Annotated in this window: 26 protein-coding genes and 1 pseudogene; 15 read left to right on the forward strand and 12 right to left on the reverse strand. The window is 66.2% G+C overall.

Going from position 1 to position 26,015, the window contains the following annotated elements:
• Window positions 1–30 precede the first annotated feature (30 nt).
• Window positions 31–456, reverse strand: a complete 426-nt coding sequence (locus KG104_RS18330; protein WP_420481770.1) for a ComF family protein — start codon at window positions 454–456, stop codon at window positions 31–33.
• Between KG104_RS18330 and KG104_RS18150 the strand changes: the two genes are divergently transcribed.
• Window positions 436–834 carry a hypothetical protein gene (locus KG104_RS18150; protein ID WP_237687154.1) on the forward strand — a complete coding sequence of 133 codons (399 nt, stop codon included), beginning with the start codon at window positions 436–438 and terminating at the stop codon, window positions 832–834. The genes KG104_RS18330 and KG104_RS18150 overlap by 21 nt on opposite strands.
• 241 nt (window positions 835–1,075) lie before the next feature.
• On the opposite strand, the gene KG104_RS13335 is transcribed toward KG104_RS18150, so the two are convergent.
• The 3 genes from KG104_RS13335 to mtrA form a co-directional block, all read right to left on the reverse strand.
• Window positions 1,076–2,836 (reverse strand): LpqB family beta-propeller domain-containing protein, encoded by a 1,761-nt coding sequence (locus tag KG104_RS13335; protein WP_207347991.1) that lies wholly within the window; start codon window positions 2,834–2,836, stop codon window positions 1,076–1,078.
• A complete protein-coding gene (gene mtrB, locus KG104_RS13340) occupies window positions 2,826–4,409 on the reverse strand; it encodes an MtrAB system histidine kinase MtrB (protein WP_104052551.1) in 1,584 nt (527 codons plus the stop codon). The genes KG104_RS13335 and mtrB overlap by 11 nt, the downstream gene beginning before the upstream one ends.
• 124 nt (window positions 4,410–4,533) lie before the next feature.
• Window positions 4,534–5,211, reverse strand: coding sequence for an MtrAB system response regulator MtrA (mtrA, locus tag KG104_RS13345; protein WP_104052552.1), 678 nt, complete (start codon window positions 5,209–5,211; stop codon window positions 4,534–4,536).
• A gap of 261 nt (window positions 5,212–5,472) precedes the next feature.
• On the opposite strand from mtrA, the gene KG104_RS13350 reads away from it, so the two are divergent.
• From KG104_RS13350 to KG104_RS13375, 6 genes are read left to right on the forward strand one after another with little or no spacing between them, the layout of a single operon-like run.
• On the forward strand, window positions 5,473–6,816 hold the full coding sequence (locus tag KG104_RS13350) for a glycerophosphoryl diester phosphodiesterase membrane domain-containing protein (protein ID WP_207347990.1): 1,344 nt from the start codon (window positions 5,473–5,475) through the stop codon (window positions 6,814–6,816).
• Between the two features lie 50 nt (window positions 6,817–6,866).
• Window positions 6,867–7,496: a DUF4129 domain-containing protein gene (locus tag KG104_RS13355; RefSeq protein WP_207347989.1), complete on the forward strand. Its 630-nt coding sequence runs from the start codon at window positions 6,867–6,869 to the stop codon at window positions 7,494–7,496.
• The gene (locus KG104_RS13360) at window positions 7,493–8,713 is read left to right on the forward strand and encodes a DUF4350 domain-containing protein (protein WP_207347988.1); all 1,221 of its coding nucleotides are present in this window, start codon (window positions 7,493–7,495) and stop codon (window positions 8,711–8,713) included. Before KG104_RS13355 ends, KG104_RS13360 begins: the two co-directional genes overlap by 4 nt.
• The gene (locus KG104_RS13365) at window positions 8,710–9,819 is read left to right on the forward strand and encodes an AAA family ATPase (RefSeq protein ID WP_207347987.1); all 1,110 of its coding nucleotides are present in this window, start codon (window positions 8,710–8,712) and stop codon (window positions 9,817–9,819) included. The genes KG104_RS13360 and KG104_RS13365 overlap by 4 nt, the downstream gene beginning before the upstream one ends.
• 14 nt (window positions 9,820–9,833) lie before the next feature.
• Entirely contained in the window at window positions 9,834–11,126 is a 1,293-nt protein-coding gene (locus KG104_RS13370) for a DUF58 domain-containing protein (RefSeq protein ID WP_207347986.1), read from the forward strand.
• Between the two features lie 3 nt (window positions 11,127–11,129).
• Window positions 11,130–11,831 (forward strand): DUF4166 domain-containing protein, encoded by a 702-nt coding sequence (locus tag KG104_RS13375; protein ID WP_207347985.1) that lies wholly within the window; start codon window positions 11,130–11,132, stop codon window positions 11,829–11,831.
• Between the two features lie 7 nt (window positions 11,832–11,838).
• Here the strand turns inward: KG104_RS13375 and KG104_RS13380 are convergent, their stop codons facing one another.
• From KG104_RS13380 to KG104_RS13395, 4 genes are read right to left on the reverse strand one after another with little or no spacing between them, the layout of a single operon-like run.
• On the reverse strand, window positions 11,839–12,948 hold the full coding sequence (locus KG104_RS13380) for a uroporphyrinogen decarboxylase/cobalamine-independent methonine synthase family protein (protein ID WP_207347984.1): 1,110 nt from the start codon (window positions 12,946–12,948) through the stop codon (window positions 11,839–11,841).
• Complete coding sequence (locus KG104_RS13385) at window positions 12,932–13,312, reverse strand: chorismate mutase (protein WP_104052560.1); 381 nt, start codon at window positions 13,310–13,312, stop codon at window positions 12,932–12,934. Before KG104_RS13385 ends, KG104_RS13380 begins: the two co-directional genes overlap by 17 nt.
• Before the next feature lie 59 nt (window positions 13,313–13,371).
• The gene (gene mnmA / locus KG104_RS13390; RefSeq protein WP_104052561.1) at window positions 13,372–14,526 is read right to left on the reverse strand and encodes a tRNA 2-thiouridine(34) synthase MnmA; all 1,155 of its coding nucleotides are present in this window, start codon (window positions 14,524–14,526) and stop codon (window positions 13,372–13,374) included.
• On the reverse strand, window positions 14,523–15,770 hold the full coding sequence (locus KG104_RS13395) for a cysteine desulfurase family protein (RefSeq protein WP_207347983.1): 1,248 nt from the start codon (window positions 15,768–15,770) through the stop codon (window positions 14,523–14,525). Before KG104_RS13395 ends, mnmA begins: the two co-directional genes overlap by 4 nt.
• A gap of 144 nt (window positions 15,771–15,914) precedes the next feature.
• Between KG104_RS13395 and KG104_RS13400 the strand changes: the two genes are divergently transcribed.
• The 8 genes and pseudogenes from KG104_RS13400 (at window position 15,915) to KG104_RS18220 (ending at window position 21,448) form a co-directional block, all read left to right on the forward strand.
• Complete coding sequence (locus KG104_RS13400) at window positions 15,915–16,586, forward strand: nucleoside/nucleotide kinase family protein (protein WP_207347982.1); 672 nt, start codon at window positions 15,915–15,917, stop codon at window positions 16,584–16,586.
• A 153-nt stretch (window positions 16,587–16,739) separates the two neighbouring features.
• Window positions 16,740–17,702 (forward strand): J domain-containing protein, encoded by a 963-nt coding sequence (locus KG104_RS13405; RefSeq protein WP_207347981.1) that lies wholly within the window; start codon window positions 16,740–16,742, stop codon window positions 17,700–17,702.
• 22 nt (window positions 17,703–17,724) lie between these two features.
• Complete coding sequence (locus KG104_RS13410) at window positions 17,725–18,192, forward strand: tRNA (cytidine(34)-2'-O)-methyltransferase (RefSeq protein ID WP_104052564.1); 468 nt, start codon at window positions 17,725–17,727, stop codon at window positions 18,190–18,192.
• 8 nt (window positions 18,193–18,200) lie between these two features.
• A complete protein-coding gene (locus KG104_RS13415; RefSeq protein ID WP_207347980.1) occupies window positions 18,201–19,001 on the forward strand; it encodes a class I SAM-dependent methyltransferase in 801 nt (266 codons plus the stop codon).
• A 117-nt stretch (window positions 19,002–19,118) separates the two neighbouring features.
• Complete coding sequence (sigK, locus tag KG104_RS13420) at window positions 19,119–19,769, forward strand: ECF RNA polymerase sigma factor SigK (protein WP_104052566.1); 651 nt, start codon at window positions 19,119–19,121, stop codon at window positions 19,767–19,769.
• Window positions 19,762–20,553, forward strand: a complete 792-nt coding sequence (locus KG104_RS13425) for an anti-sigma factor (RefSeq protein ID WP_207347979.1) — start codon at window positions 19,762–19,764, stop codon at window positions 20,551–20,553. Before sigK ends, KG104_RS13425 begins: the two co-directional genes overlap by 8 nt.
• A gap of 164 nt (window positions 20,554–20,717) precedes the next feature.
• Window positions 20,718–21,260, forward strand: a pseudogene (locus tag KG104_RS13430) (MerR family transcriptional regulator); the annotation flags it as partial.
• Between the two features lie 86 nt (window positions 21,261–21,346).
• Window positions 21,347–21,448 carry a TipAS antibiotic-recognition domain-containing protein gene (locus tag KG104_RS18220; RefSeq protein ID WP_237687152.1) on the forward strand — a complete coding sequence of 34 codons (102 nt, stop codon included), beginning with the start codon at window positions 21,347–21,349 and terminating at the stop codon, window positions 21,446–21,448.
• 73 nt (window positions 21,449–21,521) lie between these two features.
• On the opposite strand, the gene KG104_RS13435 is transcribed toward KG104_RS18220, so the two are convergent.
• The 4 genes from KG104_RS13435 to KG104_RS13450 all read right to left on the reverse strand — a co-directional run bounded on the left by KG104_RS13435 (window position 21,522) and on the right by KG104_RS13450 (window position 25,829).
• Window positions 21,522–22,286: a PIG-L deacetylase family protein gene (locus tag KG104_RS13435; protein ID WP_207347978.1), complete on the reverse strand. Its 765-nt coding sequence runs from the start codon at window positions 22,284–22,286 to the stop codon at window positions 21,522–21,524.
• A 4-nt stretch (window positions 22,287–22,290) separates the two neighbouring features.
• Window positions 22,291–23,235: an electron transfer flavoprotein subunit alpha/FixB family protein gene (locus tag KG104_RS13440; RefSeq protein ID WP_104052569.1), complete on the reverse strand. Its 945-nt coding sequence runs from the start codon at window positions 23,233–23,235 to the stop codon at window positions 22,291–22,293.
• A gap of 56 nt (window positions 23,236–23,291) precedes the next feature.
• Window positions 23,292–24,140: an electron transfer flavoprotein subunit beta/FixA family protein gene (locus KG104_RS13445; protein ID WP_207347977.1), complete on the reverse strand. Its 849-nt coding sequence runs from the start codon at window positions 24,138–24,140 to the stop codon at window positions 23,292–23,294.
• 171 nt (window positions 24,141–24,311) lie between these two features.
• Complete coding sequence (locus KG104_RS13450) at window positions 24,312–25,829, reverse strand: S1C family serine protease (RefSeq protein WP_207347976.1); 1,518 nt, start codon at window positions 25,827–25,829, stop codon at window positions 24,312–24,314.
• Between the last annotated feature and the right edge of the window lie 186 nt (window positions 25,830–26,015).

The following is a 26,015-nucleotide window of genomic DNA, read 5'->3' on the forward strand; positions in this document are numbered from 1 at the left end:
CCAACACGTTAGATCACTGCCGGACGTTATTCACCTCCGGACATTCCGATTACCTAAGACGCCGGAAACTGGATTAGGATCCTCCCTTGTGTTAGATGCGTCATATGAGGGTGGTGTGGTTGCAGCCAGTACAACAGCGCCCTCAACCCGCGCTCCAGCAGCCCTTAGCGCACGAGTGGCTTCCGCTATGGTTGCCCCGGTAGTCAGGACGTCATCAACTACCAGGCATCGTGTTCCGGCCAGCGACCCCTTCTCCCCGGCCGTCATAGTCCCGTAAACATTTCTGCGGCGCCCGCTGCGTCCCAGTGTCTTTTGGCTTCGCACCCCGCCGGCAGCCGCAGCCGGGGCGGAGGGACGCACAAGGTCCCGTGGACGCCGTCCTCTGAATCTGACCAAAGGTTCCAGGGCTGTTCCGGCCGGCAGGAGACTCTTGGATTGGAGAGTGGAGAGGAGCATGCCAAGCGGGTTGTAGCCCCGCCGGCGGCGCGCACGCCCCGTTGCGGGGACCGGGACCAGGACGATCTCGGTGTTATCACCGCCCGTCAGGCCACCGACGTCGGCCGCGGCCTGATGCAGTGCACCGGCGAGCATCGGACGCAGCACATCCGCGAGATCAGTATGGCCGTGATTCTTATAGGCAAGGAGCACTCTCGCCAGGCTGCCGGCATAGCGGCCGGCAGCGGTGACGGGCAGCGGCGCCGGCTCATCGGCCTCCAACCCCTGGGCGCTGTCCGCCGAGTTTTCCCTGCCGGGCAGCAGTTCCGCTGCGTCCTGTGCATAGTAGGGGCGCGTTCCGCTGCGCCGGACCACGCGGCGGCAGCCGGGGCAGAGTGAACAATCCGCGGTTTCGCAGACCACGCAGGACGTTGGCAGGAGCACCGCCAGCAGGTCTGCCCACGCGGCTCCAACCGAGGCTGCCCATGGTTGAAGCCGCCACCGGTCAGCACGGCGGGCCAGGTCCGAAAAGCAGGAAAACACGCTCATCCGCCCAGCATCCGCCTGGATCTGCGCCGAAGCTGGGCGAAACGGCCCGGCAGTGGATAAGCGGCGCGGGCGCCGGCCTGTGCAGGAGCGCCTACCCCGGGAACGCCGGGTCCAGCAGCCCCTCCCCCACCTCGTACCAGCTGTTACCCATGCGTTTGTACATTGCAGCTTGGGTTTGTACGTAGATTTCCTGCTCACCCTTGCCGACGCTCAGACCGGTAATCCCGGTCAGACCGGCCAGAGGCTCGGGATCGGCACCGAGCCTGAGGATCAGCGGAGTCACCTGGCCTTCGGCAGAGGTCTTCAGGACTGCAATGGCATCCTCGGAGACCCACTTGGCGCGGTCCACCGGCTGTGTTGCCGGAATTCCCGAACCTGACTCGGTGGTAACAGCGAGTTCCAGCGGAGTCGTGAGAGTTTTCGGAACCCCTCCCGCATCCCGAACAACGCCGGCCACCAGGACGTGGCTGCTGCCGCCGGAGTTCGTGACCAGCAGCGCGCGTGCACCGTCGCGTGAGATCCGAAGCTCGGAAATGGTTGCCTCATCCAGCCACGGAACGGACAGCGTCAGGATTTGGTCGGCGTCGCCGCCCGGCGGCAGGGCCAGGATTCGAGCGGCCGTTCCGGTGTTCGAGGCAGTCCAGGTCCACTTTTCAGGATCAATACTGGGCGCGGTCAGGGACGCGCCGTCGGCCGCTTTTCGCACCTCCTGATTGGGCCCCGTCAGGAACAACGAGGTCCGGTCCGCGTTGAGGAACGCAATGGTGGCCAGGTCCAATGACAGGGCCGGATCCCGGGGACCGTACTCCGCCACGCTCGGGATGCCCTCGATGGCCTGTGGTTCCACTCCCTTGAAGTAGGCCAGTTCGTTCTGGTAAACGGCTATCTGTGTGCTTCCCGCTTCGGGGTCCGCCACGGCCTCCACCAGGGCGCCGCTTTCCTTGCCGAGATCCACATCCCGCTGGTTGACGGTCATGCTGACAGTATTCACGTTGTTGAGGTGGGTCAGGTTCTGCTGCAGCTGCAGGGCCATCTGCTGCCGGTTCAGGTCGCTGGAATCCTGCAGGACGTCCGCGGAAAGATCCACGGTGGCCACCCCGGAGACCACCGGCACGGCATCCCGGGCAAGCGCGGTGCCCGCCGGGAATGCGCTGCTTACGGCCCCCTGAAGGTAGGGAGCCGGGCCCTCGAGCATTGCTTTGACCACATTGGCGGCGATTCCGGATTTCTGCACGAACCAGCGCGTGTCCGGCACCCAGAACTCAAAGTTGCTCGAATAGAAGTACAGGTTGTGGGAAAGGAACAGCCAGGAAAAATTGACTTCGGACATCATGATGCCGTGCGGAATGGCGCTGATGCGCCATTGCCCGTCCACCTGCTCCATGGAGGCGGAGAGGGTTTCCGTGGTGCCTGATGCCTTGTCGGTGCGGATTCCGCGGGCATCGAGGGCGCCCACCACTTCGAGCTGAATGGAGTAGGTGTTGCCGTCCCGCGCCGCCACAATGTTGGGATCCGCGCCGTAGATCAGCACACGGTCGGTGGGGTTCCAGGTGTCGGCGAGGCTGTCGGTGAGGAACTCGCGGGCAACACTGTAGTCGTCTGCGGCCCCCGTTCCCGCAGTGATGAAGCCCTGCAGGATTTCTTCCGGCGTTTCTCCCCCGTCTTGGCCGGGGCCGCGCGGAGCCACGGCAAAGGTGTCTACCAGCGAACTGCCGTCACTGTCCGCAGAGGCTGTTCCCACCGGGCCTGTGGTGGGAATGGACGAGCATCCGGACAGCACAGCCAGTACCAGTGCTGCCATCAGGATCAGGCGTGCGAACGGCCGCTGGCGGGCCGGACTGTTACCCTTCATCGTTCATCTCCTGTGTGACAGGTGCAGGTGCGGCCAGTGCCCTGGTCCCGGAGGCGCCGTCGTACGGCGACAGCGGCACCGGGAAATCGGAGAACGGAACTCCGTGCCGGCGGGGCAGCGTGAGACGGAAACAGGCTCCGTCTCCGGGTCGCCCCCATGCTTGAAGCAGGCCGCCGTGCAGCAGCGCGTCCTCGACGGCGATGGAGAGGCCAAGTCCGCTGCCGCCCGTGGTCCGGGCGCGGGCCGGATCGGCACGCCAGAAACGGTCGAACACCCGGGAGGCTTCGTCGTCGGTCATGCCAATGCCGTGGTCGCGGACGGCAACCGCGACGGCGTCAACGTTGGAGCCGATGGCAATCTCGATGGGCTGCCCCTCGCCGTGTTCCAGGGCATTGACCACCAGGTTGCGGATGATCCGCTCGATCCGCCGCGGATCAGCGTCCACCATGCAGCTGACTTCCTTCGAGACCACGGTGATTTCGGACCCGATGTTCAGGGCCAGCGGTTCCGTGGCGTCGATGACGTCGCGCACCACGGTGAAAATGTCGGTGGGTTCCAGATCCGGTGACGCGGCACCGGCGTCGAACCGGGAAATCTCCAGCAGGTCCGCCAGCAGCGCCTGGAAGCGCTCGACCTGGTGGTAAAGCAGTTCTGTGGACCGTTTGCTGATCGGATCGAAGCCGTCCCGCGCGTCGTAGAGCACTTCGGCAGCCATCCGCACCGTGGTCAGCGGGGTGCGCAGTTCGTGGGAAACATCGGAAACGAAGACCTGCTGCATGCGTGAGAGCTGGGCCAGCTGGGTGATCTGGTCCTGGAGGGTGGCGGCCATGCGGTTGAAGGACGCAGCCAAACGCGCCACGTCATCCTCGCCCTTGACCACCATGCGTTCCTGCAGCTCACCGTTTGCCAGTTTCTCAGACACCGCCGCGGCGTCACCGACGGCGCCCACACCGGCCTTGGTGACCAGCCATGCGATGGTTCCGATGATGACCATGAGCAGCCCGCCGGCGATCCACATGATGCGGTGGATGTCATCGAGAGTGTGCTGCATGGACGACAGATCGTAAATCAGGTAGAGCGCGTACTCGGCGCTGTCCGGCGGCAGCGTGACCTTGGTGCCAAAAGCCAGGCCGGGCTCCCCATGGGAGAGCGCGAGCGGGGACCAGTGGATGGTGTCCAGGTCCTCGTTGACGTTGATGCTGCTCACGGACTCGCTCAAGGCCAGCGGAATGCTGCCGGCGGTGATGCCTTCTCCGAGCGTTTGGGAGACGAACAGGTTCTGTTCCTGGTCCGGCAGGGGCGTGAGAAGGTACAGCCGCCGTGCATCGGCGCCCTGCCCTTCCAGCAGCGACAGGGTGTTCGAGACGAGCCGTTCAGTGCCTTCACGGTCAGTTGCCGCGGTGGTCCGGAAGTTTTCCTTCGCCGAAATCAGTCCGGCTGTGGCTTCGGACTGGAACTGGTTTTGCCGCTCTTCATAGAGCGCGCCGGCAATCTGGTGGGAAAGGAAAGCACCCACGCCGCCGCAGGCAAGGGTCACCAGCAGCAGCGTGGAGACCACGGTCTTGAACAGCATGGAACGCCGCCAGAGGCGGGCAACCCGGTGGAACGTCGCTTTTCGCAAACCGTTGCGGAGACGCCGAAGCGTCCGCAGTACCACCGGCAGGATGTCATGTTTTAGGACCGCAGTCCGTGAGCGCCTAGCTCTGACCGGCTTTGTAACCGACACCACGCACCGTCAGAACTATCTCGGGTGCTTCGGGGTCGCGCTCGATCTTGGAACGAAGCCGCTGCACATGGACGTTGACCAGCCGGGTATCCGCGGCATGGCGGTAACCCCACACCTGTTCCAGCAGCATTTCACGGGTGAAAACCTGCCAGGGTTTCCGGGCCAGGGCCACCAGGAGGTCAAATTCCAGCGGGGTCAGCGAAATGATGTCGGTGCCGCGCGTCACTACGTGTCCGGCGACGTCGATGGTGACTTCTCCGATGCTGAGCGTTTCAGGGGACTTCGTGTCGCCGGGACGCAGGCGGGCACGCACGCGGGCCACGAGCTCTGCCGGCTTGAACGGCTTCGGCACGTAGTCGTCCGCGCCCGATTCCAGGCCGCGCACAACATCGGACGTGTCAGACTTCGCAGTCAGCATGACAATGGGAACATCGGATTCACCGCGGATTTGGCGGCACACCTCGATGCCGTCAATGCCGGGCAGCATGAGGTCCAGCAGGACCAGATCCGGCTTGGAACTGCGGAAGACCTCTAGAGCCTTCGAGCCGTCCGCGCAGAAGACAGGCTCAAACCCGTCGTTGCGGAGCACAATGCCAATCATCTCGGCCAGTGCTTCGTCGTCATCCACGACCAGAATGCGTGCCTTCATATCTCCCTGTCCCCGGATGACTTCTCACACCGGTCCATCGTTGCGGTGCCGGACGAATTTCCGGCTGCCCGGTGCCTGCACCGCGCTTCAGCCCGCTGTCCGGAAAAGGTGGTTCCCCGGGTGCGTCCCGGGACACCGCGACAGCTGGCAATATCCCTATCATCCTAAGGGACGGAGTTTCCGGCTATTTCTACAGGGGCTGTCCGGACTGCTCTGGAACTATGGTGGGATAAGGCCAAACAACTCTTTTGGGGGGACACCTTGGGTCAGGACAATCACAGCGGCGGAGATCCGCGGGAGCAAAATGACGACGGCGGGATCCCCGGCATCCCGCCGGCGCCGCGTCCGGGCGGCTCCCCGGAATGGCAGCCGCCGCAGTGGAACCAGCCCCCGCAGCCGCAAAACCCGTGGAACCAGCCCCCGCAGCAGAACCAGTGGAACCAGCCGGGCACACAGTGGAACCAGCCCGGCGGCTTCCCGCCCCACCAGCCCAACCAGCCCTGGGGGTTCCCCGGCGCCCTGCCGCAGGGCGGCTGGACGCCTCCGCCCAAACCCGGCATCATTCCGCTGCGGCCCCTCGGCCTGGGCGAGCTTTTGGACGGTGCTTTCCAGGCCTGCCGGAAGAACCCTGCCGCAACGTTCGGAACGGCACTGCTGATCCAGGCCGTCATCTCACTGCTGACGTACCTGTTTATCGGCAGCCTTGTGCCCGATGCCTTGTTCAGTCCGGACTTCGACGACACCGACTTTGAGTCCGTCGAGTCGAACGCTGCCTGGTCCGTGACCGGTTTGTCCCTTTTGGGTGTTATCTCCGTAGTGGGAGTCCTGCTGTTGCAGGGAGTGCTGGTGGTGCCCCTCGCGCGGTCCATCCTGAATCTCAAGACCGGCTTCGCGCAAACGTGGAGGCTTTGCCGCTCCCGGCTGCTTGCGCTGGCAGGAATGGGGCTGCTGCTGACCGTGGCCTTCGTTATCGGGCTCGCGGTTTTCGGTGTGCTGGTGGGACTGCTGGTAAGTGTCCTCGGCGCAGCGGGCGTTCCTGTCCTGATTCTGGGCTTCCTGGCCCTGATCGCCGTGTTCGTCTGGCTGGGGGTCAAGCTGGCCTTTGCTCCGGCGGCACTGGTCCTGGAACCCGCGGGGATCTTCGCGTCGCTTCGCCGTTCCTGGCAGCTGACCAACCGCAACTTCTGGCGTTCTTTCGGGATCCTTGCGCTGACTGCCATTCTGGTCTCCATCATCTCCTCGGTCATCAGCGTTCCGGTGCTCCTCATCACCAGCCTTGCCGGAGCTTTTGGCAGCGGCTCCGGCACAGATGCCGGAACAGTGGTGGCGCTGTTTGCCTTGAATGCGGCCCTCACCACCTTCTTCAGCGCCATCGGTTACGCCTTTCAGGCCGCGGTGACTTCGCTGCTGTATGTTGATCTCCGAATTCGGCGCGAGGGCTTTGACCTCACCCTGATGAAGGAGCAGGAGATTGCCGGGGTCACCCCGGATTTGGTGCCCGGACGGCACAGCGGCAAGCCCGGTGACGGCTTCGGCGGAATAACACCGCCCGGAGCGGGACCGGCACCCTACGGCGGACCTCCCGGCACGGGCTACGGCGGATGATGCTGCGGGCGGCGGGGCCGGTGCAGGGGTTTGGGGTGCGGGAGGTCCCGGTGCTTCCCGATGCGGATCAGGGCCGGGAATGGGCTGAGCAGGAATTGTCCCGGCCCGTGTACCAGGCCGCCGAGCCCACCCTTCTGGAGCGTTTCTGGCGGTGGGTGGGCAACTTCTTTATCGAGCTCCTCAACGGCATTGCCGGTTTCGATCCCACCGTTGGCGTGGTTCTCCTGGCTGTCGGGGCGGCAGCGGTGCTTGCCGCAGCGGTGTTCCTGGTCCGCCCGCGGTTGAATGCGCGGCGCCGCCGGGAGGTTTTCGACTCAGGCGAAGTCCGGATCGCAGTGGATCACCGCAGGCTCGCCGAGGAGGCAGCCGCCCGCGCTGAATGGGACACGGCGGTGACCGAACGTCTGCGTGCCATCATCCGTTCGGCCGAGGAACGTGTTGTCCTCGAGCCCCGTCCCGGCCGCACGGCTGCAGAGGCGGGACATATCCTGGCCGGGTCTTTCCCCTCAGCCTCGGACGAAATCATCTGGCTGGCCCGGCGGTTCGACGACGTCCGGTACGGCCATCTGCCGGCCACCTCCGGTGACGCGGAGCGGGCCGGCGTTCTGGATGCTTTGCTGGAACGCCTGTCTCCCGCAGTTCCCTCCCCGGCCCGTAACACGTTGGCGGTTCCACGGTGAGCGCCCCGCACGCGGGCACCGCACCCCCGGAAGCCGTTCCGGTACCCCCGGCAGGTCCGGACCGCAGTCCGACGCTCAGCGAAACCGTGCGGACCCGGCTGCGGGCGTGGCGACTGTGGATCATTTTGGGCCTGGTGCTGTGCTTCGTTGTCCTCCTGGCCGTCCTCGGGAGATCCGGCGATGACGATACAGCGCTCTCCCCCGCAAACCCCGCCCCCGCCGGTGCACAGGCAGCGGCAACGATCCTGGGCAACCGGGGCGTGGACGTTCAAGTTCCGGACTCCTATCAGGAAGCCGTTGACATGCTCCAACGCCGGGGCGGGCAGTCAACGCTGTTTCTGTACGACCCCAACGGCTTTCTGGGGCCGGACCAGCTCGCGGAGTTGAACGGCCTTGCCCGTAGGCAGGTGCTGGTGGAACCCGGCTTTGTCCAACTCACCGAGCTCGCCCCGGAGATCCGCTCCGCCGGGGTGCTGCCGGAGCAGGACGCCGGTTTGGAGGCGCAGTGCGATGCTGCGGACGCCTCCGCCGCCCAAAGCATCGACGCCGGCGGTTTGGCCTACCGCGGGCCGGTCACCTGTTTCCCCGCCGCCGACGGCGGTACCGGGGCAGGTTCGTACGCGGGCAACGACGACGGCAGCGTGATTGTCCTGGGTAATTCCGCGCTGCTGGCCAATGAGTCCCTCGCCAACCGGGGCAATGCGGCACTGGCGCTGCGCACCCTGGGTTCCACCGAGACCCTGGTCTGGTTTTTGCCCACTGTCTCGGATGTGCCGCCCGCGGAGGCACCTGCCGATTTCCGCACGCTGCTGCCCGGATGGGTGGATCCGCTGCTGCTGTGGCTGCTCGTCGTGGCGGCACTGGCGATGCTCTGGCGCGGACGCCGGTTGGGGCCTCTGGCCGCCGAACCGATGCCCGTGGTGGTACGGTCCGCAGAGACGGCGGAAGGCCGCGCCCGGCTGTACCAGGACGCACGTGCAACGGACCGCGCGGCCCAAACACTTCGCGCCGCCGCGCTCACCCGCCTTGCCGCCCGGCTGCGGCTGGGACCCGGAAGCAGCACCGACACGGTGGTCCGGGCGGTCGCCGCGTCCACCGGCCGGCCCGAGGACGAGGTTAATTCGCTGTTGAACGGGGCTCTGCCTGCAGGCGATGCCGCGCTTGTTCAGTGGTCACAGGATTTGCAAGCCCTAGAGGAAGAGGTCACCGCATCATGAGCCAGCAGTACCAGCCGCAGCCCCCGGGTTCCCCGCCGTCACCCACGGCCCAGGTCAGTGCCGAAGAAATCAGGGCCGGGGAAGCGCCGGGAGCCGGAGTTGCGGAGCAGGCCGCTTCCTCAGGGCCGGACGCCGGCCGGGATGTTGACCCGGGCACCGATCCGGTCCGCCAGGCCCTGCTTGACGTCCGCCGGGAAGTGGCCAAGGCCGTAGTGGGCCAGGATGCCGCGGTGACGGGGCTGATCATTGCGCTGCTGGCGCGGGGGCATGTGCTCCTGGAGGGGGTTCCGGGCGTCGCAAAAACTCTGCTGGTGCGTTCCCTCTCCGCCGCCCTGTCCCTGGATACCAAGCGGGTGCAGTTCACCCCTGACCTCATGCCCGGAGATGTCACCGGCTCGCTGATCTATGACGGCCGCACTTCGGAATTCTCCTTCCGGGAAGGACCTGTTTTCACCAACATCCTGCTGGCGGACGAAATCAACCGCACCCCGCCCAAGACCCAGGCATCGCTGTTGGAAGCCATGGAGGAGCGGCAGGTGTCAGTGGACGGAGTGTCTCGTCCGCTGCCCGATCCGTTCATTGTGGCGGCCACCTCCAATCCCGTGGAGTACGAAGGCACGTATTCCCTGCCGGAGGCCCAGCTGGACCGGTTCCTGCTCAAGCTGACCATGGACCTGCCCGGGCGGGACGACGAAATTGAGATCATCCGCCGGCACAGCGGCGGTTTCGATCCCCGGAACCTTGGTGCCGCCGGAGTCCGTCCCGTTGCCTCTGCTGCCGATCTGGAGTCAGCCAGACGCGCCGTCGCCGAGGTGGAGGTCTCCCCCGAAGTCCTCGGCTACATCGTGGACCTGGTCCGGGCAACCCGGAGTGCGCCGTCGTTCCAGCTTGGTGTCTCCCCGCGCGGCGCCACGGCACTGCTGAACACTTCCCGCGCCTGGGCCTGGCTCTCGGGGCGGCCCTTCGTCACGCCGGACGACGTCCAGGCACTCACATTGCCGGCGCTGCGGCATCGGGTGTCGCTGCGCCCGGAGGCACAGATGGATGGTGTCTTAGTCGACGGCGTGCTGGGCAGCATCCTGGCCACCGTTCCGGTACCGCGCTAGGTCGCCGGTCTCTGATGGCGATCTCCGGCCGGCTGGTCTTCCTTGCCGCAGCGGGTTCCGTGGCGGTCCTGCTCTTTCCGGGCGCTGCCTCGATCACGCTGTGGCTGGTGTTTTTGTGCGCCGCTGTCGGCGTTGATCTGGTGGCGGCTGCATCGCCGCGCTCGCTCACCCTCGAGCGCACCGTTCCGGGAAGCGTTCGACTGACCGAGCCTGCCGCCGCGGTCCTGACTGTCCGCAACACCGGCCCCCGTCCCCTTCGCGGCAGCTTCCGGGACGGCTGGCAGCCTTCGGCCGGAGCCCTGGACCCTGTGCAGCGGATGCAGATACCCGCGCATGAAGCCCGCCGCTTTGAGGTGCGGCTCCTTCCGGAGCGCCGGGGGGACCTGCACAGTGAATCCGTCACTGTACGCAGCTTCGGTCCGCTGGGTCTGGCCGCCCGCCAGCGCACCCTGCCGTGCCCCGCAGTGCTGCGGGTGCTCCCCCCGTTCCACGCCAAACGTCACCTGCCGTCGAAACTGCGGCGGCTGCGGGAGCTGGACGGCAACACCACGGTGCAGATGCGGGGTGCAGGAACGGAATTCGATTCCCTGCGTGACTATGTGCGCGGGGACGACGTCCGGTCCATCGATTGGCGTGCCACTGCCCGCCGGCGGGACACCGTGGTGCGGACCTGGCGTCCGGAGCGTGACCGGCGCGTGGTGCTGCTGCTGGATACTTCCCGCACGTCAGCTGCCCGGATTGGCGATGAACCGCGGCTGGACACCGGCATCGAAGCCGCTCTGCTGCTGGCCATGCTGGCTTCCGGCGGTGCCGACCGGGTGGACTTCCTGGCCTTTGACCGGCGGATCCGGGCACGTGTCCAGTCCGGGGGAAAGGGCAACCTCCTGCACCGCCTCGTTTCGGCGATTGCCCCGCTGGACGCCGAGCTGATTGAAGCTGACTTTTCCCTGGTGCCCGGTGCCGTCCAATCCGTTTCCACCCGCCGTTCGCTGGTGGTGTTGATAACTGCCCTGGATTCCGGCGCACTCGAAGAGGGGCTGCTGCCGGTGCTGCCGCAGCTGCTGGACAAGCATGTGGTGGTGGTTGCCTCGGTCCGGGACCCGGAGCTGGAGGAACTGCGGCGGCAGCGGACAACGGCCACCGAGGTGTTCCGCGCAGCAGCGGCGGAGCGTGCCCTTCTGGACCGGGCAGCGGTCAGCGCCCAGCTGCGGTCCATGGGTGCCGAGGTGGTTGACGAAACCCCGCACGAGTTGCCGCCCAAGCTCGCGGACCTCTATATCCGGCTCAAAGCTTCCGGAAGGCTCTAGATCATGGCTCCAGTCGAACCAGCAGCGGTTCCCCGCTCCGTTTACCGCCAGGTCCTCGGAGCGGACTTCGAGCGGCTCCAGCCCGCGCTGCAGGAGTACTTCTCAGCAGCGGCCGGCGGCGGCGTGTACGGCGAGGGAGAGGGCGTTTTCGAAACCGCCGGCTGTCCCCGGCCCTGGCTGCGGCCGCTGCTCAAACTAGTTCCGGTATCGAATGCGTTCTTCCCCGATTACGGCACCGGCGTTCCCTTTACCATCCGCAACTACCCGCATCAGGATCCACAGGGCAGGCCGTCGCTGACCGCGGTGCGGACCTTCCGGTTTCCCGGCGGCAACCGGACCTTTGAGGACACCACCACGCTGACCGGTCCGGGGCATCTGACTGATTATCTGGGACGTAAACGAAATCTGGCCACTGATTTGGTGCTGTCCGTGACCGGGGAAGGGCATCTGCTCATGGATTCTCCGCGCGGCCGGCTGTTCCTGGGCCCGCTGCGGCTTCCGCTGCCTGGCTTTGCTGCTGCGGACGCACATGTGGAGCAGCGGTACGACGACGGCGAGGGCGTCTTCCGCATCCGCACGCGGGTGGTGCAGCGGCAGGTGGGTACCATCTTCGTCTACGAAGGAAGCTTCACTTACCGGCAGCAGCCCTGGGACGGCGAACTTCCGGCCGAGGCCGTGCCTTCCCGCTGGGAGCGGCGGGTATAAGAGCCGGTTAAGTTCCGGTGCCCCAGCCCTCGGCGGCCACCTGGGACAGCGCCTGCGCAGTCTGCGTGAGCCGGCTCAGGACCTTCCGGGCGGACGACGGCGATACCTCCGCCAGCTCGGCGGCCGGTGTCAGGCGAAGCGCCGGAAGCGCGTTGGCTGACAGGCCGATTTTGGTCCACGGCCGCAGTACATCCTCCACCAGGGCTTTCACTTGGCGGGGCTCAGCGTTCCCTGCCGGTTCCGGCAGTATTCCCAGCCACAGCGACTTTCCGCTTTCGACCGCTTCCGCAATTCCTTCCCAATCCGCTCCGGTAAGCCCGGCGGCAGGCAGGGCCGCGCCGGTTGCGCCCGCCCCCAGTGCCAAGGCAAAAGGTGTCTGGGCTCCGGGGCGAAGCACCGCGGAGCGTCCGGTCTCCGGCAGGCGCAGGACGATCTGCTCAGCCCCCGCAAGGGTCAGTGCCTCCATGAGCTGGGCCCAGGCGGATGACACTTCCGTGGCCGGCACGGAGCGCAGTGTCCGGTAGCCGCTGGCCGTGGGAATGGCGCCGCCGAGAATTTCGGCGATGTCGGGCTCATCGAGCTGGACGATAATGCCGGCCTCCGGTGCGGCTGTGCGTGCACGCGCCACATAGTCCACTGCGCCTGCGGTAAGTGACTGCAGCAGTTCCCGGCGGGCTCCGGCGTCAGAGAGGGCACGTTCGCCGTTGTGCAGGTAGAGACCGGCGGCCAGGGACAACGGACCGCGCAGCGAAATCTTCAGCTGCCTGCCCGGGGATTCCTCGGCACCAACAACATCGGCGAGGGCATTGAGATCCTGGCTCAGCAGGGAGACTGCCCTGCGGTGGTCCTTTCCGGGCCGGGGCACCAGGCGCCAACCGTGCGGCTGGAGGTCCACGGCGAGCTCCACGAGCAGTGCGGCCGTCCGCCCCAGGGCGTCGGCGCCCGGACCGCGGTGCGGCAGTTCCACCAGGAACGGAAGATGCGGCGCACCGAGCTCACCGCGGATGATTCGGGTGGCTTCCACCGGGTCATCGCCCGGCCACGAGCCTAAGGCAGTGGCCGTGACGGTGGTGGATTCCGGCTGCTTAGTGTCCGTCTGGTCAGAGTCCTGCTGCATTGCTGTTGCCGCCGTTGTGGTTGTCGGAGATCGCCTGGTGGTGCCGGATGACCTCGCTGATGATGAAGTTCAGGAACTTTTCCGCGAAGGCCGGATCCAGGTGGGCGTCCTCGGCGAGCCGGCGCAGCCGGGCAATCTGGGCCACTTCCCGTCCCGGGTCAGCAGGCGGCAGATCGTGCTCCGCTTTCAGGTACCCCACCCGCTGGGTGGCCTTGAAACGTTCCGCGAGGAGATACACCAGAGTTGCATCGATGTTGTCGATGCTGCTGCGGACAGCCAGCAGTTCCTGCATAACGTCGTCGGAAATTTTACCGGCGAGGGAACTGGCAGCGGGGTCGAACTCATCTGCGGATGTTTCAGTCATGGCTCCAGTCTAGAGTCCGGCCCGCGTGCGGCAGAGCACGTTACGCCGGCCCGCCCGGATCAGGACACCGCGGCGGGATCCCATTCCAGCGAACGTGCCGAATCGATCGTGGCCTGGCCCAGGACGCGGGTGCCCTGGTAGATAACCATGGACTGGCCCGGTGCAACGCCGCGCATCGGTTCGTTCAGCCGGACGACAAGCTCCTCGCGGACGCCGCCGTCGGCCTCATCGGAGGCAACATCTTCCATCCAGCCGCGGGCGGCCACGGGATCGCCGTGGGCGCGGACCTGGACCATGCAGTCAAACTGGGTGCGGGCCTCAATCTCGGGGATCGGCAGGCCGGCCCAGGAGATCTTGATGCCGCGCATCTGGTCGATGTTCAGCAGCTTCTCCGGCCCCACGACCACCTTGTTTTCCTTGGGCCTGATTTCCAGCACGAAGCGGGGCTTGCCGTCGTCGGCCGGGCGGCCCAGCTTCAGGCCCTTGCGCTGGCCCACGGTGAAGGCGTTGGCGCCGGGGTGCGTGCCGATCTTTTCGCCGGAGGAATCGACAATGTCGCCCTCCGTCATGTCGATGCGCTCTTCGAGCCAGCCGCGGGTGTCGCCGTCGGGGATGAAGCAGATGTCGTGGCTGTCCGGCTTGTTGGCCACGGACAGGCCCCGCCGTTCGGCTTCAGCGCGGACCTCGGCCTTGGACGGGGTTTCGGCCAGCGGGAACATGGAGTGCTTGAGCTGTTCGTGCGTGAGCACGCCCAGGACGTAGGACTGGTCCTTGGCCCAGTCCGCGGCACGGTGCAGCTCCGGGTTTCCGTCGGCGTCGGTGATCACCTTGGCGTAGTGGCCGGTGCAGACGGCGTCGAAGCCCAGGGCCAGTGCCTTTTCCAGCAGGGCGGCGAATTTGATCCGCTCATTGCAGCGCATGCAGGGGTTGGGGGTGCGGCCGGCGGCGTACTCGGCGACGAAGTCATCCACCACGTCTTCCTTGAACCGCTCGGAGAAGTCCCACACGTAGTACGGGATGCCCAGGATGTCGCAGGCCCGCCAGGCGTCGCGCGAGTCCTCGATGGTGCAGCAGCCCCGGCTGCCGGTGCGCAGGGTGCCCGGCATGCGGGACAGCGCCAGGTGGACGCCGACGACGTCGTGCCCGGCTTCCACTGCTCGTGCTGCGGCTACAGCGGAGTCCACTCCGCCGCTCATTGCTGCCAAAACCTTCATGAAGTAAAACCTGTTCCTGCTGTTTGGATGCTGCTGACGTGGGAAGCCATACCGGCCTTTTTGGCCCGCTCATAGGCTTCGGGAAGTGCGTTCAACAAGGTGTCAACGTCTGCGGCCGTGGTTGTATGCCCGAGGCTGAAACGCTGCGCACCGCGGGCCTCGGTCTCGCTCAGTCCCATGGCCAGCAAAACGTGTGAGGGCCGGGGAACTCCCGCCGTGCACGCCGAGCCGGTGGAGGACTCCACCCCGGCCAGATCCAGCAGGAACAGCAGCGAATCGCCTTCGCAGCCCGGAAACGTGAAGTGGGCATTGCCCGGCAGCCGGCGTGGCCTGCCTTGCTGGCCGGTATCCCCGCTGTGGTCCTCCCGTGCGCCCCGAAGCACTGCGTCCGGAATTTCGCGCTCCACCCCGGCGATCAGCGTGTCCCTCAGGTTCCGCAGGCGGGCGGACTCAGCGGGAAGGTTTTCCGTGGCTTCACGGGCTGCAGCGGCGAAGGCCGCAATGCCGGGGGTGTCCAGGGTTCCGGAGCGGATGTCCCGCTCCTGCCCGCCGCCGTGCATCACCGGCGTGAGTCTCACGGCCCGTCCAACGACGAGCGCCCCGACCCCCACCGGTCCGCCGATCTTGTGACCGCTGATGGCCATGGTGTCCACACCGGCCGCCCGGAAGTCCACCGGCAGTGCGCCGAACGCCTGCACGGCGTCGGTGTGCACCGGCACCCCGTATTCGTGTGCCAGCGCAGTGAGCGCGGGAATGTCCTGGACCGTGCCCACTTCATTGTTGGCCCACATGACGGTCAGCAGGGCGGTGGTGTCTGCGGAGGCGGCAAGCTCGGCCCGGATGGCTTCCTCGGAGACCACGCCGTCCTGATCCACCGGCAGCCACACCACGGTGGCACCCTCATGCTTTTCCAGCCACTGGACGGTGTCCAGGACGGCATGGTGCTCAATCGGGGAACAGAGGATCCGGGTGCGGCGCGGGTCGGCATCGCGCCGGGACCAGTACAGCCCCTTGACGGCCAAATTGTCCGCCTCGGTTCCGCCGGAGGTGAAGATGATCTCCGAGGGGTGGCAGCCTGCGGCGGCGGCGAGCGCTTCGCGCGATTCCTCCACCACCATCCGGGCGCGGCGGCCGGAGCCGTGCAGGGAGGACGGATTGCCGCTGCGGCTAAGTTCTGACGTGAGTGCGGCGAGGGCCGAGGCCGAGATAGGCGTGGTCGCCGCGTGATCTAGGTACACGGGCACCTGATCATTCTAACGGGGATCGCAACCGATGCCGATTGGAACTGGCACAATGCCTCTGTGACCACTCCGCCTCCCCCGCCGGCGCTCCCGGTTTGCCCTGTGCCTGTCCGCCGGGCTGCGCTCCTGCAGAACCTGGCGGCATGCTTGTCCGGCAGGTCCCCCGGCTGCCGGGTATTCGCGGCGGTGGACGGCGTTGACGGCTCCGGGAAAACAACCTTTGCAGACGCCCTGGCTGCCGAGCTGGCCGGTGCCGTGAACCCGCGGCCGGTGATCCGGGTGTCGCTGGATGACTTTCATCACCGCCAAGGCATTCGGTACCGGCGCGGCCGACGTTCGGCAGCCGGCTTTCGCCATGATTCCTACAACGTGGAACAGTTTCGGGCCTACGTCCTCGACCCGCTGAAGCCGGGAGGCGGCGGGAGCTACCGGCCCGCCGGGCACAGCCTCGTCACCGACGCCGTCCTGTCCCCGCCCGAGCTGCCCGCCCCCGCCAACGCCGTCGTGCTGGTGGACGGACTCTTCCTGCACCGCCGCGAACTGGCGGCGGATTGGGACTTCTCGTTGTTCCTCGACGTGCCGTTTCCCGTGACCGCGGCTCGGATGGCTCAGCGCGACGGAACGCCGGCGGATCCGAATGATCCGGCCATGCACCGCTACGTGGGCGGCCAGCGTCTCTACTTCGCTGACACGGATCCCGCGGGCCGTGCCACGGTGGTCGTGGACAACACCGATCCGGACCACCCGCGGGTCATCCCCGCTGCCGCGGCGAGTTATCACTCTGTCCGCAGAGTTGCCCGGTCCGTCCGGGAAACATAGTTCACCCTTCCAGCGTTATAGCTGGTGCAGCCTTATGGCTGCCGGTTTGGCCGGTGACGCTGCCAACCTGAGAGAATGCAACCGCTGTGAAACCTGCGGCGCCATCCGCGCGCTGTGCCTGCCGGGTCTTCCGGCCCAATGAGAGGATCCGCTGTGAGCCCGTCACCCAAGACGCTGTATGAGGTTTTGGGTCTTACCCCCTCGGCCACAACGGACCAGATCAAGACGGCCTACCGCAAAGCCGCACGCGCCACCCACCCGGATCACGGAGGCAGTGCCGAAACGTTCCATGTCATCGCCGAGGCGTACGAGGTGCTGTCCAACCCGGAGCAAAAAGCGGCGTATGACCTGAGCCTGGGCCGCGGCTCCGGCGGGCGGCCCGGAGCCGCGTCCAAACCGGCGTCCTCCGCCCGCACCGGCTACACCCGCGGCGGATCACCCTCCCCCGACGAGGCCCTGGCCAAGACCCCGCGCTTCGTCCCGGACTTCTCCCCCGGTTCCCCGCCGGTGCTGCCGCTGGCACTGGCCGGACAGCAGGTCCACGGATCCCCCCGCAGGCCCGGGTTCATGGCGCGCCTGGGCTCCGGTGCGGGCGCCCGGTACGACGGCGAGGTCCTCACCATTCGCCTGCTTGAACGCACCCTGCTGCCGGATTATCCGGCAGGACGGCTGGTCAACGGCCTGCACCTGCCGGACCGCTCTCCCCGCGGCGGCAACCTCAACGTGGGCCATGTGCTCCTGGGCGGCTACCGGATGGCCGTCCTTGAATCCCAGGTTGCTTCTCCCGGCAATTACAGCTGGGACGGCCGGCACCTGCGCTACCGCGGCAAGGAGGTGTCCAGTAACCGGCTTCCGGATGCCGTGCGCACCCTCCAGGACCGCTTCCCGGAGTGCAACGTCAGCGGCTGGGTGGTGCTGCACAGCCCCAACGGCAACCCCTTTGAACCCGTGATCGACTATCCGCCCTCGCTGAGCCGCAGCGCCCCCGCCATGGTTCACGTCGCCAATGCCGGAACCCTCCAGCGCGAACTCAAGCGGTTCTTTAGCGAAGGACCACAGGCCAACGCGGTGCAGCTCCCCGTGCTTGGCGGACTCCTCGATGCAACGGTCCGCTAGCTGCCGGGCTTAGGATGGGGTTGTGTTCCGCATCCTCTTCCACACCCCTGAAATCCCCGGCAATACCGGCAATGCAATCCGCCTGGCCGCCATTACCGGAGCCGAACTCCACCTCGTTGAGCCCCTGGGCTTTGAGCTGGAGGATTCCAAGCTGCGCCGCGCAGGGCTGGACTACCATGACCTGGCCGTCCTCCACGTGCACCCCACCCTGGAGGCCGCGTGGAAAGCCCTTGCTCCGGAACGGGTCTATGCCTTCACCTCCGACGGTGACACGTCCTACACGGACATCGCCTATCAGCCCGGCGATGTGCTGATGTTTGGCCGCGAATCCGTGGGACTGCCCGAAGAGGTAAAGCAGGACCCGCACGTTACCGCGCGTGTCCGCCTGCCCATGCTGCCGTCCCTGCGCTCCCTGAACCTTGCCAACTCCGCCTCCATCGCCGTCTACGAAGCCTGGCGCCAACACGGCTTCGCAGGTGCCCAGCTCTAAGGACTCCCATGCCCGAGATCACGATTGGCTCCGCGTTCGACGACGGCGCCGCCGACTTTGAGCGCCTGGCACCTTCGCTCTGGAACCCGATGGGCAACGCCCTGGTGGCAGCTGCCGAGATTGAGGTTGGCCACAGGATCCTGGATGCGGGCTGCGGCACCGGAGCAACCACCATCCCCGCGGCACAGTACGCCGGCCCGGACGGGCGGGTGGACGGCGTCGATCTTTCGGCACAGATGCTGGCCCTGGCCCAGGCGAAAGCCAGCACCCTCTCCCTCGAGAATGTTGTCCTGCATCTGGACGACGCCGGTGCGTGGACCGGGGACGAGCCGTACGACGTCGTGCTGTCCGCCTACTCGATCTTCTTCCTTCCGGACATGGACAAGGGAGCAGCTCACCTGGTCTCGAACCTGCGCCCGGGTGGCATGCTGGCCCTGAGCACGTGGGCGGAAGGTGCCCTGAGCCCGTTTACCGATCTTTTGGTGCAGGAGTGCCGGCGTGAGCGGCCCGAGCTGACGGGACTGATTTCCGGGGCACGGGACAACACCGAACGCCTGAACACGCCGGAGAAACTTACCGCTTGGCTCGAGGGTTTCGGACTCCAGGACATCAAGGTTCTCTCCACTCCGGCGCAGGTCCAGCTCAACCAGTCCCTGGCCTGGTCGCTGGTGATGGGCAGCGGACTGCGCTTCCTCCTGCCGGAGGACGAGGAAGCGGCGGCAAGGGTGAAGACCGCCTTCTTGGCGCAGTTGGGTGAGGAGTACAACCTGAATGCCGATACACTGATCGCCTCCGCCCGCCTCCACTAGAATCCTTCGGGAACTGCCGCCGGGAGACCGCCCCATCAATTCCGCCTCCGGCAACGAATAGGGGGCATGGAAACTCAGGGAGCCGCAGCCACGGGTTTCCCCCTATGCTGGAAGCCTATGGACAAGCCGAACCAGGGACGGCCCTCCGCCGCGCAGGCCTCCATTCCGGAGCGCGCCGCCGAAGCCGCGCAGAACCACGGGCAACAGCCTGTCCCCCAGCCTTCGCTGGAGTCACTGCTGGCGGGGATTGCCGGCGGCAGCCGTGGTGATTTCGAGCGCTTCTATGCACTGACATCACGTCGTGTCTACGGGTTGGCCCGCCGGGTGCTCATTGATGCCGAGCTCAGCGAGGACACCACGCAGGAGGTCTACCTGCAGGTGTGGACCAGCGCTTCCCGCTTCGATCCCGCCGTCGGTTCGCCCCTGGCCTGGCTGCTGACGCTCGCCCACCGCCGCGCCGTTGACCGGGTCCGTTCCGAACAGAGTTCCGCCAACCGGGAGGCCCGCTTCGGCGCCGCCATGCAGGAACCGGACTATGACAATGTGGCGGACACCGTCGCTCAGCGGCTCGATGCCGAAGCGGTGGTGGAGTGTCTGGAGTCCTTGACCGACACCCAGCGGGAATCGGTTCGCCTCGCCTACTACGGCGGATTCACCTACCGCGAGGTCGCGGAAAAGCTGAATGCCGCAGTGCCAACCATCAAGTCGCGGATCCGCGACGGACTCATACGACTGAAGAAATGTCTGGGGGTGCCCGCAAATGCCTGAAAACAGCTTTGATGCCTCCTCAGATGCCCTCTACACAGACTTGGCCGACGGCCGGCTGCTGGAATGGGCTGAGGTTTATGCCCTGAACGCCCTGCCCGACGACGACCGGCAGGCAGTGGATGCCGCCCTGGAACGGGCAGACCCGGGCGTCCGCCGGTCCTTCCTCCAGCGTGTCTGGGCCACGCGCGAAGCACTGGCCGGAGGCTACCGGGCCGAAGCCGCTCCGCCCGAAGACCTCTTGGAACGGATCATGGCCCGGCTGCCGGAGCAGGAGGATTCCGCTCCCGCCCCGGATCCCGGCGACGAGCTTGCCGCCCGCCGCAGCCGCCGCTCGCCCCTGGGCCGCGCCGGCCGCTGGATCCTTGCCGGCGCCGCAGCCGCCGCAATCGTTGTGGGAGGCGTGACCGTCAGCAACCTCGGACAACCGGATTCGGTGAGCGAGGAAGTGCTGCAAGCCTCCGACGTGCAGCAGCGCACCATTGACCTTCCCACCGGAGGTACCGCGGAAGTGGCCACCTCCAAGGGCAAGGACGCCGCCGTCGTTACTCTCAGCGGAGTCCCGGCCCCGCCGGAAGGATCGGTCTACCAGATGTGGCGCGTCCCGGCCGACGGATCCGATCCGGTGTCGGTGGGTGTCATGACAGGCGAGGAAGTCTCCGGAACCAAGGCCACGGAGCTGACGGACATTGATCCCTACAGTGCGGTGGCGTTGACGGTGGAGCCCGACGGCGGTTCGCCGACTCCCACACCGCCCATCCTGCTGGTCATCCCCTTCGCGGCCTGAGCCCTTGCCGGCCGCTTGACGTTGACGCTGGGTCAACGCCTACCGTAAGGAGAAGCAGCCGGATCCCCCGGCTGCACATCCCGGCAGGAGCTGAAAATGATGCCCAGGGGACGGCTGTGAAGTCCCGGCATAAGGATGCCTGGCCCATCTCCGAGGTGGCACGCATGGCTGGAGTTTCGTCGCGGACGCTGCGCCATTACGAGGAACGCGGTTTGCTCTCCCCGGCTTTTACCGGCCCCAACGGATACCGGTTCTACCGGATGGAGGAATTGCTGCGGCTGCAGCGGATCCTGCTGCTGCGCCGGCTGGGTCTGGGACTGGACTCCATCGCGTCCGTCCTTGCCGGGCAGATCGATGAGGCTGAGGCACTGGCGGTCCACCACCGGTGGCTGCAGGAGGAGAGCCGGCGCCTGGCGGAGATGGCAGCGACGGTCCGGGCAACACTGGATACCTTGGCACAAGGAGGAACCATGGACGCGCAGGAACTGTTCCGGGGATTCGAAGAGAACCCCTATGAGGATGAAGCCCGGCAGCGCTGGGGCAATGCCCGGGTCGAGTCCAGCAAAGAAAAACTGGAATCGCTGGGAAAGGACCGGCAGCAGGAACTTCTGCAGGAGGCCCGAGTCATCAACACGGAGCTTGCCGCCTGCCTGCGCGCCGGACTGGCGCCGTCGGATCCTCAGGTCGGTGCCGTCGTCGCGCGCCATTACCGGTGGGTCTGCGCCGGCTGGACTCCCGACCGCGCAGCTTACAAGGGTCTGGGTGAGCTGTATGTGCAGGACAGCCGCTTCATGTGCAGGACAGCCGCTTCACCGCTTTCTACGACAGTGAAGCGCCGGGGCTGGCGGCCTACCTGGCTGAGGCCATCGGTTTCTGGGCCGAGGCAAACCTGTAGCGGATCAAGGACCCCTTCCACCGGTACAGCACAAGGACGGGCTGCGGTCGGCATGAGTGAGCCGGTACAGACGTCAGAACCCGGCGATGGTCTGCTCGGTATTGACTCCCACCACATGAAAAACTTCGGCACTGGCACCGTCGGGGAGCCCAAAACGGCGGGCGTTATCACGAAGCATGGACTTCACCGCAGCTTCCATCCTGCCAATGTCCGGATGCTGGCTGGCGTGTACCCGGATCGCTGCCAGTTTGGTTTCAACCAGCCCGCTGATATCCACGGCATGGTTTTCCCGTTCCCGCGGAGCACCGTAAAACCACAGCCACGGGACCTTGAATGCTTCCAGGCCCCGTTCCGCCAGCCGCGGGAAGGCAAAGGGATTCTCCGCCGCCGGATATACCGCCCGGGTGACGATCTCGCCGCAGGCCAGATGGTCTGGATGGCTGGCCTGGATGCGGTCCCAGTTGCGTTCGGGATGCATGGAAAGCACGACGTCGGGGCGGACTTCGCGGATCAGCGCGACAACCTGCTCCACCACTTCGGGGGTCACCGCCAGGAAGCCGTCGCGTTCACCCAGGAACCGGATGTCCCGCACACCCGCGAGTTCTGCGGCTGCCTGCTGTTCGCTGCTGCGCAGCTCCGTTACTTTGTTTCGGTCTCCGGGCTCGAAACCGCCGGCGTCACCGGCGGTCATGATGCAGTACGTGACCTCGGCTCCTGCCGCGGTCCAGCCCGCCACGGTTCCGGCGGCACCGAAGTCGATGTCGTCCGGATGGGCGGCGAAGGCCAGCACACGCTGCACCCGGGGAACCTCTTGCTCTTGTTCCTGTGCCTGGGTCATGGAATCAGGACCTGCGCTTCTTGATTTCCTCGGTGGCCTGCGGCAGGACTGAGAACACGTCCCCCACGATTCCGAAGTCCGCAATTTCAAACACGGGTGCATCGGCGTCCTTGTTGACCGCCACAATGACCTTTGCCGTCTGCATTCCGGCTTTCTGCTGAATGGCGCCGGAGATGCCTGCCGAGATGTAGAGCTGCGGAGAGACCGTCTTCCCGGTCTGGCCCACCTGGGCGGAGTGTTCAATCCAGCCGGCGTCGGTGGCTGCACGCGAGGCGCCCACGGCACCGCCCAGCGCGTCCGCGAGGTTTTCCACCGGCGTGAAGTCACCGTCCATTCCGCGTCCCCCCGCCACAATCACCCTGGCTTCGGAGAGTTCGGGACGGCCGCTGACCCGCTTCTCGGTGCGGCCCGTGACCCGTGCAGCGGGACCGGCGTCGGGGACGGCAACCCGGCGGCGTTCCGGAGCCGCGGGAGCCTGCGCCGGAACCGGCTCAACGCTGTTGGCTTTCACCGTGATGACGGGAATTCCGGCCTGTACCCGGCAGGTGGAGGTGTAGGACCCGGCCAGCACCGATTTCGTCACTGAAAAGTCCGGAGCAACGGCCACGGCGTCCGTAATGACGCCGGAACCCAGTTTTATGCCTGCACGGGCCGCCACCTCGCGGTCCTCGAAGGAATTCCCCAGCAGCACCCCTGCAGCGCCTGCGCTCTGGGCGGTTTCGGCCAGGAAGGCGGCCTTGGCCGCGATCAGGACGTCCGGCAGTTCCGCTGCGGGTTCGTAGACGGCTGCGACGCCGTAATCCCCCAGAGCCTGCAGCGCCTCATCGCTGAGGGCACGGGGGCTGGCCACCGCAGGCTCCCCCAGCCCGCGGGCAATGGTCAGCAATTCGCGGCTCGCCCGCGGCAGCGGCAGGCCCGGTACATCGATAAAGACGAGGACAGAGGCCATGGTGGGCTCTCCTTAGTGCTTCGGGCGCAGCCGGGGCAACGCCGGTGAAAGGATTATCAGATCAGTTTGGAAGCGGCCAGGAAGTCCACCAGGGCAACCCCGGCGCTGCCGTCATCGGTAATGATGGTTCCGGCTGAACGCGGCGGTCGGGGCGCGGAGGCGGCCACGGAGGTCCAGGACCCGGCCAACCCTGTTTGCTCCGGTTCGATGCCCAGATCCTGCAGGGAAAGAACCGTGATGGTCTTTTTCTTGGCGGCCATGATGCCCTTGAAATTGGGGTAGCGCGGTTCGTTGGCCTGATCAGTGACCGAAACCAGTGCCGGCAACGGTGCTTCGAGCGTCTCCGAGAAGGAATCGCCGTCCCTGCGGGCACGGACCGCGGGAGCGCCGTCAACATCGCGCACCTCAATCTCGGAGGCAAAGGTGATTTGGGCCAGCTGGAGACGTTCCGCCAGCTGCGCCGGAACCAGGGACGTCTCTCCGTCCGTGGACGCCATTCCCGTCAGCACCAGATCCGGCATTGCCGGGGCACCCGGCGCGCCGGCGGCGTGCTGCACTGCCGCGGCGAGCACCAGCGAAGTTGCCGCGGCATCGGAACCGGCCAGAGCGGCGTCGTTCACGTGAACACCCTGGTAGGCACCCATCTGGAGGGACTTCTTCACCGCGTTAACCGCGGCATCCGGACCCATGGTCAGTGCAGTCACCATGTTCCCGGCCGACTGGCCCCCGCGCGCCTCGGCCAGCTGCAGCGCCGCTTCAAGGGCGTACTCGTCCAGCTCGGAGAGGATGCTCTCGGAACGGTCGAGCGTGTGAGCGGGACCGGAAAGGTGCCGGTCAAACTGGGCATCGGGCACGTGCTTTACCAGGACAACAATATTTAGCGGCCTGTCGGCTGATTCCTGCATGCGGAACCTTTCTGCGTGTGAGATCCTTCCGGACTCGGCTTCGCCGGGTCCGGGACCAGCCGCCGGGGCGGCAAACTTAAGCTAATCACACCGGGAGGCAGCCCCGTGCCCGCCCCCGAACACGGGTGGACCCGCCCTTCCCGAAGAAGAGCGGGTCCGTAGTGCATGGAGTTACTGGTCTGCGGAGTTGCCCAGCGTCACGTCCGTGCTGTCCGTGCGGCCGCCGCTGGTGTAATCGATGGTGACCTTGGTGTCTGCTGCCTGCATCCTGATGGCGGCGGTCAGGGACTGCGCGTCGGTGACCGGAATTCCGTTTACTGCCGTAATGACGTCACCCTTTTTGAGTCCTGCCCGGGCCGCCGGGGTTCCGCTGGCCGGGTTCTCGGCCACCTCGGCGCCCACGGTAAAGGCCGAGGAGCTGGAGGCCACCGCCGGAGTGACCGAGACACCCAGGAAGCCGTGGGTCGCAGAGCCGCTGTCGATGATCTCATTGGCCACCCGTTCCGCGTAGCTCATCGGCACTGCGAAACCGACGCCGATACTTCCGCTGTCCTCGCTGGCGGACGCAATGGCCACGTTGACGCCGATGACCTCGCCCTCCGTGTTGACCAGTGCGCCGCCGGAGTTTCCGTGGTTGATCGCCGCGTCCGTCTGGATGACGTCCAGATAGATGGAGCCTTGAGCCGCACTTTGGCTTTGGCTGGACCCGTCCGGCGGAGCAAAACGGAACCCGTTGCCGTCATTGTCCTGGCCGGTTCCGCCGTCCGCCGGGGATTCCGGGGCCGCGGAAGACTGAACGCTGATGGTCCGGTTCAGCGTTGACACGATGCCGTCCGTTACCGTGCCCGCCAGTCCCAGTGGAGCACCGATGGCAATGACGGTGTCCCCCACGTTCAGGTCGTTTGAGTCACCCAGGCTGGCCGGGGTCAGGTCGGACGCGTCCACTTTGATGACAGCCAAATCGGAGACGGGGTCGGTTCCCACTACTGTGGCGGAGAACACACGGCCGTCATGGGTCTGAACTTCGACGGACGGGGATGCAGCAGTCCCGCCCAGAGTGACTACGTGCGTGTTGGTCAGGATGTGTCCCTCATCGTCCAGGATGATCCCGGAGCCAGTGCCGGAACTGCCGCTGGCGGAGACATCGATGGTGACAACGCTCGGCGAGGCTTTCACGGCGGCCGCAGTCACCGCATTGACGCTGTCATCGTTGTTGACCACAACAGTCTGTGCCTGGCCTGTGCTTTGCGGAGAGGAATCGTTGTCCATCAGTGCGTCAGCGCCCACTGCAACGCCGCCGCCCAGCAGACCGGCCAGCACCATGCCGGTGATCAGGGTGCCGGCTCCGAACCGACGCGGCGAACGCTCCTGCGCCGGCTGGTGACCGGAACCGTAGGGATCCTGCCCGTAGCCGCCGGTCGAATAACCGCCGGTTGACCCTCCGCCGCCGTTACCGGTGGCGGAGGGGCTGCCGCCGTAACTGCTGCTGCCGGAGGCCGACGGCGCATGGGCAGGCGGCTGCTGGGGCGCCTGTGGCTGAGCATGCCTGGCCGCAGCATCGGGGAACTGCTGGGTCTGACCCTCGTTTGCCTCACCCGCCGCTGCACCCTCGGACGAAGCAGGCGGTGCAGGCGGACGGGGAGGAATCGGACGCTGCGGACCCTCGGTGCCCCCGTATTGCTCAGACATGTGCTGTCCTTTCCAAATCAATGTGCCCGTGGAAGTGTGAGGCTTCCTCAACTATGACAGTACTTTCTGTGACGATTGATGGAGGTTCCTGAACAGTTCCTGAAAGCTTGCCGAAAGACATCCAGCCTTCTCCATGGTGGACTCGGTATGTTGGCGAACAATAGAATCAAACCAGGAACCGGCCTT

Origin of the sequence: Arthrobacter sunyaminii (assembly GCF_018866305.1) — a bacterium.
GTDB lineage: Bacteria > Actinomycetota > Actinomycetes > Actinomycetales > Micrococcaceae > Arthrobacter_B > Arthrobacter_B sunyaminii.

What these genes read in the sequence shown, in the direction of transcription:
- KG104_RS18330 (WP_420481770.1), bottom strand. Translation starts at nt 456, where the DNA reads ATGCTCCTCTCCACTCTCCAATCCAAGAGTCTCCTGCCGGCCGGAACA.
- KG104_RS13335 (WP_207347991.1), bottom strand. Translation starts at nt 2,836, where the DNA reads ATGAAGGGTAACAGTCCGGCCCGCCAGCGGCCGTTCGCACGCCTGATC.
- mtrB (WP_104052551.1), bottom strand. Translation starts at nt 4,409, where the DNA reads ATGCTGTTCAAGACCGTGGTCTCCACGCTGCTGCTGGTGACCCTTGCC.
- mtrA (WP_104052552.1), bottom strand. Translation starts at nt 5,211, where the DNA reads ATGAAGGCACGCATTCTGGTCGTGGATGACGACGAAGCACTGGCCGAG.
- KG104_RS13365 (WP_207347987.1), top strand. Translation starts at nt 8,710, where the DNA reads ATGAGCCAGCAGTACCAGCCGCAGCCCCCGGGTTCCCCGCCGTCACCC.
- KG104_RS13370 (WP_207347986.1), top strand. Translation starts at nt 9,834, where the DNA reads ATGGCGATCTCCGGCCGGCTGGTCTTCCTTGCCGCAGCGGGTTCCGTG.
- KG104_RS13375 (WP_207347985.1), top strand. Translation starts at nt 11,130, where the DNA reads ATGGCTCCAGTCGAACCAGCAGCGGTTCCCCGCTCCGTTTACCGCCAG.
- KG104_RS13380 (WP_207347984.1), bottom strand. Translation starts at nt 12,948, where the DNA reads ATGCAGCAGGACTCTGACCAGACGGACACTAAGCAGCCGGAATCCACC.
- KG104_RS13385 (WP_104052560.1), bottom strand. Translation starts at nt 13,312, where the DNA reads ATGACTGAAACATCCGCAGATGAGTTCGACCCCGCTGCCAGTTCCCTC.
- mnmA (WP_104052561.1), bottom strand. Translation starts at nt 14,526, where the DNA reads ATGAAGGTTTTGGCAGCAATGAGCGGCGGAGTGGACTCCGCTGTAGCC.
- KG104_RS13415 (WP_207347980.1), top strand. Translation starts at nt 18,201, where the DNA reads ATGCCCGAGATCACGATTGGCTCCGCGTTCGACGACGGCGCCGCCGAC.
- sigK (WP_104052566.1), top strand. Translation starts at nt 19,119, where the DNA reads ATGGACAAGCCGAACCAGGGACGGCCCTCCGCCGCGCAGGCCTCCATT.
- KG104_RS13425 (WP_207347979.1), top strand. Translation starts at nt 19,762, where the DNA reads ATGCCTGAAAACAGCTTTGATGCCTCCTCAGATGCCCTCTACACAGAC.
- KG104_RS13435 (WP_207347978.1), bottom strand. Translation starts at nt 22,286, where the DNA reads ATGACCCAGGCACAGGAACAAGAGCAAGAGGTTCCCCGGGTGCAGCGT.
- KG104_RS13440 (WP_104052569.1), bottom strand. Translation starts at nt 23,235, where the DNA reads ATGGCCTCTGTCCTCGTCTTTATCGATGTACCGGGCCTGCCGCTGCCG.
- KG104_RS13445 (WP_207347977.1), bottom strand. Translation starts at nt 24,140, where the DNA reads ATGCAGGAATCAGCCGACAGGCCGCTAAATATTGTTGTCCTGGTAAAG.
- KG104_RS13450 (WP_207347976.1), bottom strand. Translation starts at nt 25,829, where the DNA reads ATGTCTGAGCAATACGGGGGCACCGAGGGTCCGCAGCGTCCGATTCCT.